The 15373-nt window shown below is 63.0% G+C and carries 11 protein-coding genes; 4 read left to right on the top strand and 7 right to left on the bottom strand.

Translation table 11 applies throughout. The features are described 5' to 3' along the window. Positions 1-29: 29 nt before the first annotated feature. Positions 30-1388 (bottom strand): hypothetical protein, encoded by a 1359-nt coding sequence (locus PQ627_RS01060; protein ID WP_274257950.1) that lies wholly within the window; start codon positions 1386-1388, stop codon positions 30-32. 159 nt (positions 1389-1547) lie between these two features. Between PQ627_RS01060 and uvrA the strand changes: the two genes are divergently transcribed. Beyond that, positions 1548-4070, top strand: a complete 2523-nt coding sequence (uvrA, locus tag PQ627_RS01065; RefSeq protein ID WP_274257952.1) for an excinuclease ABC subunit UvrA — start codon at positions 1548-1550, stop codon at positions 4068-4070. Position 4071: 1 nt separating this feature from the next. Here uvrA and PQ627_RS01070 read toward each other — a convergent pair whose 3' ends face one another. After that, the gene (locus tag PQ627_RS01070) at positions 4072-5820 is read right to left on the bottom strand and encodes a pyruvate dehydrogenase (RefSeq protein WP_274257954.1); all 1749 of its coding nucleotides are present in this window, start codon (positions 5818-5820) and stop codon (positions 4072-4074) included. 97 nt (positions 5821-5917) lie between these two features. Between PQ627_RS01070 and ligD the strand changes: the two genes are divergently transcribed. Next, positions 5918-7156 (top strand): non-homologous end-joining DNA ligase, encoded by a 1239-nt coding sequence (ligD, locus tag PQ627_RS01075; RefSeq protein ID WP_274257955.1) that lies wholly within the window; start codon positions 5918-5920, stop codon positions 7154-7156. Between the two features lie 46 nt (positions 7157-7202). Then, positions 7203-8381, top strand: a complete 1179-nt coding sequence (locus PQ627_RS01080; protein ID WP_274257956.1) for a cation:proton antiporter — start codon at positions 7203-7205, stop codon at positions 8379-8381. Here the strand turns inward: PQ627_RS01080 and PQ627_RS01085 are convergent. From PQ627_RS01085 to PQ627_RS01100, 4 genes are read right to left on the bottom strand one after another with little or no spacing between them, the layout of a single operon-like run. Further along, positions 8368-8571 (bottom strand): DUF2945 domain-containing protein, encoded by a 204-nt coding sequence (locus PQ627_RS01085; protein ID WP_144658699.1) that lies wholly within the window; start codon positions 8569-8571, stop codon positions 8368-8370. The two genes, PQ627_RS01080 and PQ627_RS01085, sit on opposite strands and share 14 nt — an antisense overlap. A 1-nt stretch (position 8572) precedes the next feature. After that, positions 8573-9568: an NAD-dependent epimerase/dehydratase family protein gene (locus PQ627_RS01090; RefSeq protein ID WP_274257958.1), complete on the bottom strand. Its 996-nt coding sequence runs from the start codon at positions 9566-9568 to the stop codon at positions 8573-8575. Then, positions 9565-12231 (bottom strand): alpha/beta fold hydrolase, encoded by a 2667-nt coding sequence (locus PQ627_RS01095; RefSeq protein ID WP_274257959.1) that lies wholly within the window; start codon positions 12229-12231, stop codon positions 9565-9567. The genes PQ627_RS01090 and PQ627_RS01095 overlap by 4 nt, the downstream gene beginning before the upstream one ends. Then, positions 12225-13247, bottom strand: a complete 1023-nt coding sequence (locus PQ627_RS01100) for a 3-oxoacyl-ACP synthase III (protein ID WP_144658696.1) — start codon at positions 13245-13247, stop codon at positions 12225-12227. The genes PQ627_RS01095 and PQ627_RS01100 overlap by 7 nt, the downstream gene beginning before the upstream one ends. A gap of 200 nt (positions 13248-13447) precedes the next feature. On the opposite strand from PQ627_RS01100, the gene PQ627_RS01105 reads away from it, so the two are divergent. Then, the gene (locus PQ627_RS01105) at positions 13448-14260 is read left to right on the top strand and encodes a hydrolase (protein ID WP_274257962.1); all 813 of its coding nucleotides are present in this window, start codon (positions 13448-13450) and stop codon (positions 14258-14260) included. A 36-nt stretch (positions 14261-14296) separates the two neighbouring features. On the opposite strand, the gene PQ627_RS01110 is transcribed toward PQ627_RS01105, so the two are convergent. Beyond that, entirely contained in the window at positions 14297-15235 is a 939-nt protein-coding gene (locus tag PQ627_RS01110) for a LysR family transcriptional regulator (RefSeq protein WP_274258323.1), read from the bottom strand. Positions 15236-15373 lie beyond the last annotated feature (138 nt).

Raw genomic sequence — 15373 nt, forward strand, 5'->3', positions numbered from 1 at the left:
GCGTGCTGTCGCCGGGCATGGGTCGGGGTTCAGCCTTTGAGCGTCACCTTGCCACTTGCGCCGAACCAGGCAATGCTTCCGCCTTGGAAGTCTTGAACCACAGCGCCGTTTGTTCGATACTCGTCCGTCGTAGGGTAGCCGAGGGCGCCCTTCTCAAATCCTTGTTGGCCCCACAGTGAGCGGATGGCGCCCATGCTGATATGGGCTCCTGTCGCGGGCGTGAAATAGATCGAACCGCCCTCGTACGCTTGGCCAATGCCGCCTTTGGCCATGCCCCATATCTCGTCAGTAGTCGGATAACCCAGGAAGCCTTTCTCGTATCCCGTCGAACCCCAGGCAGCGCGGATGGCGCCCATGCTTACGTGGGCGCCTGTACTTCCACCCCAATAAATGGACCCGTTCTGGTAGGCCTGCCCACGGGCACCCCGGGTCATTGGCATCTCATCGGAAGCCGGGTAGCCAAGGATCCCGTTCTCGTAGCCTGTCGATCCCCACTTCCCCCGGATAACGCCCGTGCTGAAGAACGTCCCGGACACAGGAGAATGGTAAATGGAGCCAAACTGGAAGGCTTGGCCCGCACCGCCGTTCTTGAGTCCATACATCTCGTTGCTCACAGGGTTACCGGCATAGGCCGGCCCACCCAGCGCTGCATATTTGTTGGTGATCGCTCCAAAAGGCGAGCTGCTGTAGGCGGTGAAAATGTCGTCCACCGCGCCCATGATGAAGCGATCGCCGGGCCGGTTGGTCTTAAGGAGCTGGACCACCGTGCCAAGGTTCGTGGAAATGCACCCGGCGCTGGGAACGTTCCCGGCGTGGAAAAAGATGGCGAAGGAGGCACCTTGCACAGTGGGCATGTCCGGGTACCGGTTCCAATTAATGACGGCTGCTTGCTCATAAAACCCTTGGTTCATGTACGTCCAGAGGTTCTCGTCCGATTCGCCGCCAATCCCTTCGAAGTATTGGTTGTAATTGGGGCCGCGTTCACCTCCCCAGCGGGAGTAGGGGTTCACGGTGTAGTACTTCAGCGTGGTTCCCGGGTTGGACCTTCCCAAGGCTTCGGTGAAACTGAAGCTGCCTGTTGGCGACTTCCAGGTGTCTTCCCACGCCATGTTCTGGGCCGAAAACCCCTTGGACCCGGCAAATCCTGTGGTCTGCCATTCCTGCGCATACCCGCTTCCGGACCTGACACAACCTGTGATGACCACAGCCGACTGGGAGCGGTCCACCGCTGTCGCAAACGTGACCCTGTTGGCCCCATACGACGGATACTTCACCTGCCCGGCGCTTAGACGCTGGCACGGGTTGTAGACCTGCGCAGCCGCTTCGGCTGCCGTCGGGACCGAAACGGCTGCCAGCGCCACCGTCACTGCAAGTACCCCAACTGACACTATTCTTCTGATCACAAGTCTTCCCCCACGGAACGAACTGCCCGAGACACCCAGGAAAGGCACAGTCGCCTTCCCCTAGTAGGTTAGGTGACGTGCGAGACGTTAACGGCAAGGCCTGCCGGAACAACCCTGAGCGCTACGCCCGATAGAGTCGTTCAAATGGACAGTGACCTGATAATCGCCAACGGCCCCGGGCGCGGCAACGCGGGGCGGACCTCCGACGAAGACCTCGACGACGGCATGGTCAAAGTGCGCGGTGCCAAGGAAAACAACCTGCGCAACGTGGACGTGGACGTTCCACGGGACGCCATCGTCGCTTTCACAGGTGTCTCCGGCTCGGGAAAGTCCTCCCTGGCGTTCGGCACCGTTTTTGCCGAAGCACAGCGTCGCTACTTCGAGTCCGTCGCACCGTACGCCAGGCGCCTCATCCAGCAGGGCCACAACCCCAAAGTGGAGTCAATCACCGGCCTGCCGCCCGCCGTCGCACTTCAACAACGGCGCGGAACCGCCACTGCCCGATCCAGCCTCGGCACTCTCACGACGCTTTCCAACTCCCTCCGGATGCTCTATTCCCGCGCGGGCAAATATCCGGAAGGGGCCAGCCAACTCGATTCCGATGCCTTCTCCCCGAACACTGCTGCCGGCGCATGCCCCCAATGCCATGGCTTGGGAGTGGCTCACACAGTGACAGAGGGATCCCTGGTTCCCGACACCTCGCTGAGCATCCGCGAGGGTGCCATTGCGGCATGGCCCGGCGCATGGCAAGGCAAGAATCTCCGTGACATCCTCACTCACCTGGGATACGACGTCGATACTCCTTGGAAGAAGCTTTCCAAAAAGGACCGCGACTGGATCCTCTTCACCGACGAACAACCAGTGGTGGAAGTGACACCACAGAGGGACCGGGTGGCCAATCCATACAAGGGACGGTTCTGGAGCGCGAAACGGTACGTCCTGCATACCTTGGCGGATTCCAAGAGCAACGCCATGCGGGAGCGCGTGCTGCGCTTCATGGAGACGGGACGATGCCCGGTCTGCGGTGGCAGTGGACTCAGGCCCGAGGCACTCGCCGTTACCTTTGAGGGCAAAACAATCGCCGAACTCAATGCCCTGCCCATGACAGACCTCGCCGCACTTCTGCGTCCAACCGCCGGGTTGAAGAGCGCCAACACTGCCTCCCGTACGCAGACATCCGGCGAAACCAATGAGGTTGCCATCGCCATCACGCGTGATCTCCTGCGTCGGATCACCGTCCTGCTGGATCTCGGACTGGGCTACCTCGCGCTGGGTCGGCCATCGCCAACCCTGTCCCCCGGCGAAATGCAGCGCCTCCGGATCGCCACCCAGCTGCGCTCCGGCCTTTTTGGTGTGATCTACGTGTTGGATGAGCCTTCCGCGGGCCTTCACCCAGCCGATGCCGAACCTCTCCTGGCGGTGTTGGAGACCTTGAAGCGCTCCGGCAACTCCGTCTTTGTGGTCGAACACAACATGGATGTCGTTCGTGCCGCCGACTGGCTCGTGGATGTTGGACCGCATGCCGGAGAGGGCGGCGGCAGAGTGCTCTACAGCGGCCCTGTGGAAGGTTTGGCGTCGGTGCAGGACTCAATCACCAGACCATTCCTGGTCGCGGACAAGAGCCATGCTGCTCGAAAGCGCGGAACGATCGAAAGCCCGCGGGAACCCACAGGCTGGCTGAACATTCGCAGCGTCAGCCAGCACAATCTGCGCAACCTTGACGTGGATTTCCCGCTGGGAGTGTTCACGGCAGTGACGGGAGTGTCCGGCTCGGGCAAATCGACCCTGGTCAGCCGGGTACTGGCCGGCGTGGTGGAGGCCGGGCTGCATCCGGATCCTTCCACCGAGGGCCAGGCGCTGCCGGTATCCGGACTTGGCGGTCTCGACCGTCTCGTTCAGGTGGACCAGAAACCCATCGGCCGCACGCCACGTTCCAATCTGGCCACGTACACCGGGCTCTTCGATGGAGTCCGGAAGGAATTCGCCGCTACCGACGGTGCCCGGGCCCGCGGATTTGGGGCGGGCCGGTTTTCCTTCAACGTTCCCGGAGGTCGTTGTGAGACCTGCCAGGGTGAAGGCTTCGTGGCTGTGGAACTGCTGTTCCTGCCTGGAAGCTACGGCCCCTGTCCGGAGTGCCACGGTTCACGTTTCAACCCCGAAACCCTTGAGGTAACGTACCGGGGAAAGAACATCGCTGACGTCCTGGGGATGACCGTGAAGGCCGCGTCGGGGTTCCTCAAGGATCTGCCGTCTGTCTCCCGCAGCCTTCAGACCCTGCAAGAGGTTGGCCTTGGCTACCTGAGGCTGGGCCAGCCTGCGACCGAACTCTCCGGTGGTGAAGCCCAGCGCATCAAACTGGCCACCGAATTGCAACGGATCCAACGGGGCCACACTCTGTATTTGTTGGACGAACCCACCACCGGATTGCACCCCGCCGACGTGCAGCTTTTGATGGCCCAACTCCGCAGGCTGGTGGAGGCGGGGAACACGGTTGTAGTGGTCGAACACGACATGGGCGTGGTCGCGGGAGCGGACTGGGTGATCGATCTGGGCCCCGGAGGCGGCGACGCCGGCGGTACGGTCATGGCGGCTGGCCCGCCGGCCGTCGTCGCGCATTCCAACGACAGCCGGACCGCTCCTTACCTTGCCGCCGCCCTGGCGCGGTAGCCTACCGCCGGGGAATGTTCCGGAGATTGCTACGTGCCATGCTTACAGCTTCTCCGGCTCCCCTGTTCAGGACAACTTTGGACATGGCCGTGGCGAAACCGATGACCTGCGACCCGGAAATCTTCGGCGGGATGGACAATGCGTTGGGGTCCGTAATGAGTTCCACCAACGCCGGACCCGGGTGGGCGAAGGCCGCCCGGTAGGCACCCTCGATGTCAGCGGGATCCGTGACCCGAATGGCATGGAAGCCCAACGCTTTCGCGACCTCCGTATAGTTGGCGTCGGGCACGTCCACGCCAAAGTCGGGAAGTCCGTCCACCAGCATTTCCAGCTTGACCATGCCCAAGGTGGAGTTGTTGAACACCACTACCTTGACCGGCAACTGATGCGCTGCCACTGTGATGAGTTCACCCAGGAGCATCGAGAGGCCACCGTCGCCGGACACGGACACCACTTGGCGCCCTGGATACGCCACCTGGGCACCGATGGCGTGCGGGAGCGCATTCGCCATGGACCCGTGGAGGAAGGACCCAATCAGGCGCCGGGTTCCCAAAGGATTGATGTAGCGTGCCGTCCAGACGTTGCACATGCCGGTGTCCGCGGTGAAGATCGCATCCTCGGCGGCAAGCTGGTCCAGCAACGAGGCCGCGTATTCAGGGTGGATGGGCTGCTTCTTCTCCACCTTGCGGGTGTAGGCACCCACCGCTTTGTTCATGAGGCGGTCATGCTTCTTCAGCATCTGGTCAAGGAAACGACGGCTCTTCTTGGGCTTCACCAGCGGCAGCAGGGCAGTCAGCGTAGGCAGCACGTCGCCATGGACGGCAATGTCGACGTCGGTGCGTCGCCCCAGCCGCTCTGCAGCCCGGTCAACTTGGGCGGTGCGGGTTTCAGGAAGGAACTGGTCGTAGGGGAAGTCAGTGCCAAGGAGGATCAGCAGGTCGGCGTCCTCGATACCCTCAGCCGCTGCCCCGTATCCGAGCAGGCCCGTCATGCCGATATCGAACGGATTGTCGTACTGGACAAAGTCCTTGCCCCGCAACGAGTGGCCGATCGGAGCGTTGACCAGGCCTGCCAGCGACATCAGCTCGTCATGGGCGCCCTCCACGCCGGCGCCGGCAAAAATGGCGACCTTACCGGCGTCGTTGATGGCATCTGCCAGTTCGCGGACGCTGGCGGTGTCCGGCACCAGGCTCGCTGGACGGAACGTCGCCGGCAAGGGCGTCGGGGCGGCAGCCTCGAGACCGGCGATATCGCCGGGAAGGGTAACCACCGCGACCCCACCGAGGCCGATGGCATTTTGGATGGCGCTGTGCATGACCCGGGGTGCCTGTTCGGCGGTACTGACAAGTTCCGAATAGACGGAGCACTCGTTGAAAAGCCGGTCCGGATGGGTTTCCTGGAAGAAGCCGCTGCCAATCTGCCTGCTGGGAATATGGGAAGCGATGGCCAGTACGGGGGCGCCGGTGCGGTTGGCGTCATAGAGTCCGTTGATCAGATGCAGATTTCCCGGGCCGCACGATCCCGCGCAGACTGCCAGCTTTCCGGTCAGTTGCGCATCAGCTGCTGCCGCAAACGCGGCCGCCTCTTCATGGCGGACGTGAATCCAGTCAATGCCCCCGTTTTTCGAGCCTCCCGTCTGGCGGACGGCGTCAACGATGGGATTGAGGCTGTCGCCCACAATCCCGTAAATCCGCTGCACACCGGCAGCCTGGAGTTGTTCGATGAGTTGGGTGGCAAGTTCCTTGGCCATTGCGTGCAGGCTCCCTCAGTTGTGGTGGTGGGCTGACATGGCCAATATAGTCGGCCAACCTCTGGTTGGATCCGATGTTCATTGCTAGCGTGACCGCATGAGCCCCTCCAAGACACCGGCGGAAGTACTCGACGTCGGCGGCGAAGAAGTCCGGATCTCCAACCCGGACAAAGTGGTATTTCCGGAACCGGGTGTCAGCAAGCTCGATCTGGTCAACTACTACCTCTCAGTCGCCGACGGCGCCCTGCGTGGGGCGGGCGGCAGGCCTATGGTGCTCAAGCGTTTCCCCAAGGGCATCGACGCCGAACCCTTCTTCCAGAAGCGGGTTCCGGAGAACCACCCCGCATTCATTGACACGGCGACACTGCACTATTCATCGGGCACCTCGGCAGAGGAGACGGTCATCCGGGATGCCGCCGGCTTGGCGTGGGTTGTGAATCTGGGGTGCCTTGACCTCAACCCGCATCCTGTGAGGGCCGAAGACCTGGACCATCCCGACGAACTCCGTGTGGACCTGGACCCCATGCCCGGCGTCGACTGGTCCCAGATCGTGGACACCGCCTATGTCGCGCGGGAAGTGCTGGGGGACGTCGGACTTGTGGGATGGCCCAAGACCAGCGGCTCCCGGGGACTCCACATCCTGGTGCGGATCGCGCCCCAATGGTCATACCGTGACGTGCGCCTGGCTGCAGAGACCCTCGCCCGTGAAGTGGAGAACCGGGCACCCGGCCTTGCCACAGCCCGATGGTGGAAGGAAGAACGGGGTGAGAGTGTCTTCGTGGACTTCAACCAGAACGCCAAGGACCGGACAGTAGCTTCCGCCTACTCCGTACGGTCGCGACCCGATGCCCGGGTCTCCATGCCGCTCACGTGGGACGAGGTACGCTCCGCCCGGCCTGAGCAGTTCACGGTTCTGACGGTTCCTGAGCGGTTCGCTTCCGGTGGTGATCCCCATTCCGGGATCGACGACGAGGCCGGCTCGCTGGAGCGGTTGCTCGCTTTGGCCACCGAACTCGGCCCCGCTGAGAAGGCCCCACGGCCAGGAGATGGCTCGGGTCGCCGGACATCCTCAATGCCGCTCATTGAAGTGGCGCGTACCAAGACCAAGCCGGAGGCACTGGCTGCGTTGGAGGAATGGAAGAACCAACATCCTGATGTCGTTTCGAAACTGCACCCGGCCGACATTCTGATCGATGGGATGCGCGGATCGAGTTCCCTCTGGTACCGCGTCAGGGTCAACCTCCAGCATGTCCCCGAGCAGGGGCGTCCACAGCAGGAGGCGCTGATTGCGGACTACGATCCTTGGGCCGGCAGGGAATGGCCCGGGCGTCCCTGACGGGCGGGTCTCCCCGGCAGCAAGCCGGTAGGCGGAGGTTTCGGTGATGGAAAGCTTGTCCGTGTCGCTGGTCCTCATTGCCGCCATGGCCGTTGCGGCTCCCCTTGCTGCCCGCGTTGTGGAGCCGATAGCGAAGATCCCCATCGTGGTGTTCGAGATCGTCCTTGGGATGCTGCTCGGTCCCAGCGTCCTAGGGTGGGTCCAGTCCACGCAGTTCACCGATACTCTGGCGGATTTTGGGCTTGCCATGCTGTTCTTCGTCGCGGGCAACGAAATCGATTTCGGGGCCATCCGTGGCCGGCCCATCATCCGGGCCTCTATTGGCTGGGTCATCTCGCTGGCCGCCGGAATAGCAGCCGGATTCGCGCTGGCGTCTGCAGTGGAAGCAGCGGTGATCATCGGCGTCGCCCTGTCCTCCACTGCCCTGGGAACACTATTGCCCATCCTCCGGGACGCGGGCCAGGCCAAGAGCCCCATCGGCATTGGGGTGGCCGCTTTGGGCGCGGTGGGCGAATTCGGCCCGCTCATTGCCATCTCCCTGTTTTTCAGTGGCAAGCAACTGGGCACGGCGTCGGGGGTCCTTCTCGGCTTCGTTTTGCTGACGGTTGTGGCGATTTTGCTCGCATCACGTTCCCGGCACATCCTGTTTCATCAGCAGGTGACCCGGACCCTCCACACCAGCGGCCAGTTCGCGGTCCGGTCCATTATGTTGATCCTCAGCTCGCTCGTCGTCCTGAGCATGCTTCTGGGACTGGACATGCTGCTGGGTGCGTTCGCCGCCGGCGTCTTGTGGAAAGTAGCGATTGCCAGGGCGCCTGAAGCGGACCGGATCGTCATCGACAGGAAAATCGACGCCATCGCCTTCGGCTTCCTGGTTCCGGTGTTCTTCATCGATACGGGCATAGATTTCGAACTCGCCGCTTTGACCTCAAGCCCACTGGCCCTGGCCATGGTTCCCTTGTTCCTCGTCCTGCTCCTGGTTGTCCGCGGCCTGCCGTCGCTGCTCGCAGCTCCGGCAGGCTCCCCAGCCTCCGGCAAGCGCGCCATTGTGCTCTTTGGGGCAACAGGACTGCCGGTGATCGTGGCCGTGACGGGCATCGGCCGGGACCAGGACCTGATTTCCAGCGGCATTGCATCCGCGCTTGTCGGTGCGGGAATGCTCTCAGTCCTGCTGTTCCCCCTGCTCGCTCTTCGCCAACTGCAGGGGGCTGCTACTTCTCGGTGAGCGCCGACTCCTTATGTGCGGCACGGGCTCCCGTTTTCCCGGATTCCACCACGTATTGCGGCTCGTCCTCGCTGGCACGGTGGGTATTGCCGTCGAGTTCGAAGTCGCTGGTTTTCTTCTCGACGACCTTGCCGTGGGTTTTGCCCTGCGGGGTGTTCCACTCCACATGGGCTCCAGGTTTCAATGCCATGTCAGTCCTTCGGTGTCAGGTCGCTTCTTCTGCCTTTGTAGTACTCTGCCAGCCGGGCCAATCCTTCATCAAGGGTCACCACCGGCGACCAGTCAAGAAGCCGCCGGGTCTGGCGTTGATCAAACCAGTGCGCAGTGGAGAGCTGTTCAGCGAGGAACCTCGTCATTGGGGGCTCGTCGCTGCGCCGCGACCATGTCCAAACTTTTTCCACCACGGAGCCGACGGACCTCGCAACGACGCCCGGCACCGCCCAGGTGGGCGCTTGAACTCCCCCGGCCGCACAAATGTCAGCCAGCAGCTCGCCAATGGGGCGCGGCTCGCCATTGGTCACCACCAGCGCTTTACCCCGAACATGGTCCAACCGATGCAGGGCTGCAACTATTGCCGATGCAGCATTGTCCACATAGGTGGTGTCGATCAGTGCCGCCCCGGCGTCGAGAAGCGGCAGGCGGTGCTGTGCGGCCCGCGCCAGGACCCTTTCCACCAATTGGGTATCGCCGGGGCCCCAGACAATGTGTGGCCGTACCGCGGCGACCCTGAACTCCGGGGCATCGAAGGCCAGGGCCAATAGTTCCGCTTCAGCCTTGGTTCGCGAATAGTGGCCGTGCGCCCGCAACGGGTCTGCAGGTTCTGCCCCAAGGCCGGCAATGGCCTGACCGGAGTTCGCAACCGACGGAGAGGAGACGAACACCGTGTCCCGCACTCCCGCTGTGCGGGCTGCCTCGAGCAGGCGCCGTGTCCCCTCGACATTGACATTGTGAAAGTCCGAAGCACGGCCCGCAAAGGAAACCTTCGCTGCCAGATGGACGATTGCTTCCATGCCGTCCACCGCCCGGAGCACATCGGCGTCGTCGGTCACCGAACCGCAAACGTCCCTAGCTCCGTCAACTCCCGAGCGTCTCCGCTGAAAGGTGGTGACCTCGTGGCCTTGGCGCACCAGGACGCGCGCCACCTCACCGCCCAGAAGCCCGCTGGCTCCCGTAACGAGGACCCTCATGGCTTCCCCGGGCGGCCGCCGGCCAGTACACGGTTGGCCCAACGGGCCAGGCGGGTCCTGTCGATCTTGGCGTTGTGTCGGATATCCGTCGGCTGCGCCGGCACCTGCAGCACAGCCGAAACCTGGACGCCGGCCGCAAACGCAGCACGCCGGACACTGGCGGCCAGCTGCGGCGCCGCCGGACCCGCTTTGGGGGCGGGCGGTACGGTCTCGACGACGGCGGCCACTGCTTGGGTGCCAATGGGCCCGACCCCGACAATGGCCGCAAGACGGACGCTTTCCAGTTGCTCAATGGCTTGTTCCGCACCTACCGGCGTCACCACGGCGTTGGGCGCGGTGACGACATGGACAAGGCGGCCTTCCACCCACAGCCGGCCTTCGGCGTCGAAATGGCCGACGTCGCCGGTACGGTGCCATCCCGACGGATTGACGCTTTCCTGTTGGGTCATCCACAGCCTGTCGTAGGCTTGCTTGACGTGCGGGGCACTCACCAGGATTTCCCCTGTGACGGCGGCTTCAGTTACCGGAGACGAACCGGAGGCCTTGCCGTGCCCATCCAAGGGGATGACCGCCAGGCGTGCCCCCTGCACGGGCGTCCCCACGCAAACACCGTTACCCGCACCGAGGCAATTACCGGTTGCCGCGTCAGTTGCAGCGGCCTGGATCTGCTGAAGGCTGATGTCGGTGACCGGGAGCGCTTCGGTCATGCCATAAGGGGTCCTCAACGACGCGTGGGGCAACAGTTTCTGGACACGGGACAGCAGTGGCTCCGGCACCGGCGCGCCGGCGGACAACAGCAGTCCTACTTTGCCCAAGGCCTCGCGACCCGGTCCAGTCAGGGCGTCACCGGTAGCCACCACATTCCGCAACGCAGCAGGCGCGGCGAAAACCACCGTCGCATCGATAGCTGCCACTGCGTCCGCCAGGGCCCCTGCAGTCAAAGTGCCTGGCGCTGTAACGTCCATATCAGGGGTGACGGAGACCGCACCGAGCGCCGGCCCCAGCAGAGCGAACGGAGCAAAGCCTGCCACCAGCTTGGAACCGGCTTGGATGCCGAAGGTTCCACCGACGGTATCGCGCATCGCGGTCAGTTGCCGGTGCGTGTAGAGGACACCTTTCGCGGGGCCGGTAGAGCCAGAGGTGAAGAGAATTGCCGCGGGCGCGTCAGGTTCGACGTAGTCCGCTTGTGATCGGTGCGCAGCTGCTGCGCCTTGCCTCGCCAAGGCATCGAGCGAGGTTTCGGCTCCAAGCATTCGACGGCGGCCCGCAGGAAGGTCGCGCACGCTGAACCGACGCCCCGGCCAGCCGAACAGTGAGGCCGCGACCAAGGCCTTGTCGATGCCAATGATGACATCGGGGGTTGCGCCCTTTACTGCCCGGCTGAGTCCTTTGGCTCCCAGCCCGGCGTCGGCTACCACCACGATGGCGCCCAACCGCAAGCAGGCGTAGAGCGTCACGGTGAGGTCCACGCCGGGCGGAACCATCAGGCTCACTCGCGTTCCGCTGCCCACGCCGGCCCCGTGGAGTCCTTCCTGGAGATCCAGGATGTTCCGATGCAGTTGCTGCCAGCTCAGCGAGCGGCTGATCTTGCCGTCGCTGCCCATTTCGGCGACGGCCGTCTCCGTGCCGTCAGTTCCGCTGGCCAGCGTCTCCAAGGAATTCCAGAACGGGCGGAAGGGCTCATCCCGTGTTTGCTCGGGCGGGCGACTGTCAGCCCCACGGCCGCCGACGGCTTCACCGCGGCCAGCGAGCCACTGGAAGAGTGGCGTGGCGATGTCCCTGTCCTCTGCCACCAAGTGACCGGCGCCTTCGAAGCGATGGACGTCCGCCTGCGGAAGCCGCTCCATCAGGTCCTTGAGGTACCTGTCGGAAAAGATGGGATCCTTGGGGCCCCACAGCATTAGGGTCGGCACGTCAAGTCCGCGCAGACCCTCCGCGATATCGTGGAGGGCAGTGAAGCTGGGGTGGGTTTCATCCACCGGAATATCGGCCACGAAGTTCCCCACACCCAAGCGGCGGTGCGCGCCTCGATAGGGAGCCATATAGGCTTTGCGGACATCGGTGTGCAGCGGCGGATGGGCCAAGGAATGGGTCACCCGGAGAAAGGCATCTGTAGTGGTGGTGCCCCAGCTGTGCACCGCAGGGTGCAGGGCGAGCTGCAACGCCGGAGGGATACTCGTACCCGAGGGCTGGTGGACGGCCGTGTTGGTGAGGACCACGCCTGCTAGATTGTCCCGATGAGCCAGGGCCCAGCCGAGGCTGATGACTCCTCCCCAGTCATGGCCTACCGTGGTGACCGGGCCGTCCAGGCCCAAGGCATCGCTGAGATCGCCAAGGTCGTTGACCCGATCGTGCAGACGACGGAAAGTGCCTGTTCGCTCCGAAAAGCCCATGTCCAGTTGGTCAACGGCGACGACGCGCCATGGATGGGCGGCATCGGATCCCGCAGCCAGCAGTGTCCTCCAAAGATAGGACCACGTGGGATTCCCATGGACACACAGCAGAGTGCCGGCAGGAGTCAGGCCACGCCGGGCCAGTTGGGGGCCGTTATCCAGAATGTGCCAGCGGTGGGTTGTGCCGGGCGCGTCAACTGCCGACGTCGACCTGACTAGAACTATCCGCGACCATTCAGGGTCGACGCCAGGCCAGCTTGTGGCTACCAAACGATCTCCACCATCCCTGCGTTCAGGCCCGAACCGACTCCCATGCACAAAACCCGGTCTCCGGAAGTCAACGATTGGGCCTCGGCAGCGAGGGTCATGGGCAGCGAAGCAGGGCCAACGTTCCCCCAGTGCGGGAAGGTGATGGGCACCTTGTCCGGGTCCAGGTCGATGGCATTTATGATTGCTTGTGTGTAGGCGTTGCTGACTTGGTGGGTGACATAACGATCCATCGCTGCCCAGTCCCACTCCGGCTGGGCCTCATGCCAGGCATCCACCACCAGCTGAAGGCCGCCATCCAGCAGGCCTTTGGTGTCTGTAGTCATGCCGTCGATACCGCCTACGCACAATTGGTGGTGCTCGGTACCTGCCCGCATCACGCCCCCGACGAGCCTGTGGCCGCCAGGGTGCTCGTCCGCGGGCCCCAGGACAGCCGCGGCAGCGCCCGATCCCAACGTCAGCGTGGCGAATTCCCGGTTGAAATCTTCCCGTGTGGTGTCCGGCCGCTGCAGTCTTTCCAACGTAGCTTCCTGGGTGCTTTGGGCATCTTCGCCGTTCACAATCACCGCATACTTGATTTGGCCGGAGTCAATCATGTTGGCCGCCAGGATCATGCCGTTGACGAAGCCCAGGCAGGCGTTGGCCAGATCGAAATTCAGAGCCGACGATGGCAGGCCGAGTTCATGGTGGATTTTGACCGCCACTGAAGGTTCCAGGTTTCGCCTGGTCACGGAGGTATTGATCAGCAGACCGATTTCGGAAGCTTCCACGCCAGCTTCCGCCATGGCCTTGGCCCCCGCGTCAACAGCGGCGTCATCGAAGGATGTTCCCGCTGCCCACCATCTGCGGTGGGTGATGCCGGCTACCCGCTCCAGCAAACGGGGCGGAAACTTCAGACGCTTCAAGGTGGATGCGAGCCTGTGGTCAAAGTCTGTCGAACTCACAATTCTCGGAGCTTCGACGCTGCTCACCGAGAGCAGTGCGGTGTTGCTGTGCCGGAAGGTTGCATTCCCTGCCAAAGTCGAGCCCCTGTTCATTTCCGTGCTGCATTCTTGCGGTGACTGTACCCATCAATGCAAGCCCAAGACATTAACTATGCAGGGGAAATCCCCCTCACGCATATTTGGCCCGCCCCACCAGGGGAAGGAACGCCCCGATTTCGCTTCCGGGAGAATTTCTTTTGTCATAGTCTGGGCAAAATGCCTGGGAGGAACAACGAATGCTGATCTGTGCAACCTGCGCCGTCGAACGCGAGGATCCCGTACCCGCTTCGTGTCCCATCTGCACTGATGAACGACAATACGTTCCCTTGGAGGGGCAAGCCTGGCTCACACTGGAGGAGCTGGAGCAGGCAGGCCAACAGGCTCCATTGAAGGAGAACGAGCCGGGGCTCCTCGGCATCAGCACCGCCCCGAAGGTAGGGATCGGACAGACCACCCAGTTGGTGGTGACGCCTCAAGGTTCATTGCTTTGGGATCCAATCGGCTACGTCGATGACAACCTCGTGCGCTCCGTGTTGGAGCGTGGTCCTGTGCTGGCCATCGCTTCGAGCCATCCACACATGTTCGGAGTCCAAGTGGAGTGGTCGCGTCGGCTTGGGGGCGTCCCCGTGTTCGTTGCCGACGCCGACCGCGGCTGGCTTGGGCGCGAGGATCCCATGATTACCTACTGGTCGCAGAGCTTGCAGCTTGCGGAAGGACTGGTCCTGCACCAAACCGGGGGCCATTTCCCGGGCAGCGCCGTGGCCCACTGGGCAGCGGGGGCACAGGGGCGAGGTGTCCTGCTCACCGGCGACAGCGTCTTTCCCAATCCGGACCGTCGCTCCATAGCGTTCATGCGCAGCTACCCAAACCATCTTCCGCTCTCCGGTGATGTAGCGTTGCGGATCGCCGCGCAACTGGGACAACTCACCTTCGACCGGATCTATGGCAACTTCAATAACGTCATCAGTACTGACGCCCGGGAGATTCTGCGCCTGTCGGCGGCCCGGCACGCTGCGTGGGCGCGTGGTGATTTCGACCAGCTGACCTGAGGCGGGCCTGCGGTTTGGCCGGCCCGCCATCCGAAGTCAGAGGTAATCGCTGCCGCGTTCGCGCGCGATTTCCAGAAGGGTGGTGTGAAAAGCCACCTCGGCCGGTGCATAGACCTTGTCTTGGCGTTGGGCCAGCAGCACGCGGCGAAGCGGGGCCGCGGAGCCAAGGCCCAGGACCCTGACATCGGGGTGTTGCAACGCCACAGCTGTCTTTGGCACCATGGCCACGCCCATGCCAACACTCACCATGGCCTGCGCTTCCTGGTAGTCATTGGCCAGGAATCCGATGGTCGGTTCAAAACCGGCGTCGTGCGCAGAGCGCTGGAGAACCTCCACTACGGGGTGGGCTTCCGCGCGGACGATCCACGATTCCTTGCGCAGTTCGTTCATGGACACTTCGTCGCGATCTGCCAGAGGATGTCCCTTCGCCACCAGGATGACGGTACTCTCCTGGAAAACCTCAGTGGTCCTGATCGACTCGTCTTCGAAGCGATTCCACGGGTAGTCCCACAGGAGGCATAGGCCAGTAACTCCCGACTCCAGGTCCGACACCAACTCATCGAACCGGGCACTTCGAACGGACAGTCCGATGGCGGGGTAGCGCTTTTTGAAGGCCCGGATTACAACCGGGAGAAAAGAGCCCGCCAAGGTGGGAAAGGTGCCGATGGTCAGCGAGCCCCGCCGGAGGCCCGCGATTTGGTCTATATCCGATTGGGCTGCACGGATCTGTCCGAGGATCTTACGCGCGTGGCCCGCCAGTACCTGGCCGGCCTCCGTGGGCACTACTCCCCGCGAGCGTCTGTTCAGCAGCGGCTGGCCTACCTCCTGCTCGAGTTTGCGTAACTGCTGGGACACGGCGGAAGGGGTGTACATCATGGTGTCAGCTGCTGCGGTGATCGAACCTTGCTCCACCACCTCGACCAAGAGAGCAAGCCTGCGGATGTCGTATAAATTTTGGGCTTCATCGTTAAGCAATTCTGTACCCTTCTGCAAATTTGGTTAATTCTATACAGGGATACCGGGATATCAATCATCCATTAGCTCACTTAGCCCCTTCAACAGCTGGAAAGGGCGTCATCCATCCCTCCTGCGTCAGTGAATGAAGCACTGCTA

This window comes from Paenarthrobacter sp. AB444 (genome assembly GCF_028736865.1).
GTDB lineage: Bacteria > Actinomycetota > Actinomycetes > Actinomycetales > Micrococcaceae > Arthrobacter > Arthrobacter nicotinovorans_B.

Coding starts and splice junctions, on each gene's coding strand:
- PQ627_RS01090 (WP_274257958.1), bottom strand. CDS start 9,568: ATGAGGGTCCTCGTTACGGGAGCCAGCGGGCTTCTGGGCGGTGAGGTG.
- ligD (WP_274257955.1), top strand. CDS start 5,918: ATGAGCCCCTCCAAGACACCGGCGGAAGTACTCGACGTCGGCGGCGAA.
- PQ627_RS01080 (WP_274257956.1), top strand. CDS start 7,203: ATGGAAAGCTTGTCCGTGTCGCTGGTCCTCATTGCCGCCATGGCCGTT.
- PQ627_RS01070 (WP_274257954.1), bottom strand. CDS start 5,820: ATGGCCAAGGAACTTGCCACCCAACTCATCGAACAACTCCAGGCTGCC.
- PQ627_RS01085 (WP_144658699.1), bottom strand. CDS start 8,571: ATGGCATTGAAACCTGGAGCCCATGTGGAGTGGAACACCCCGCAGGGC.
- PQ627_RS01105 (WP_274257962.1), top strand. CDS start 13,448: ATGCTGATCTGTGCAACCTGCGCCGTCGAACGCGAGGATCCCGTACCC.
- uvrA (WP_274257952.1), top strand. CDS start 1,548: ATGGACAGTGACCTGATAATCGCCAACGGCCCCGGGCGCGGCAACGCG.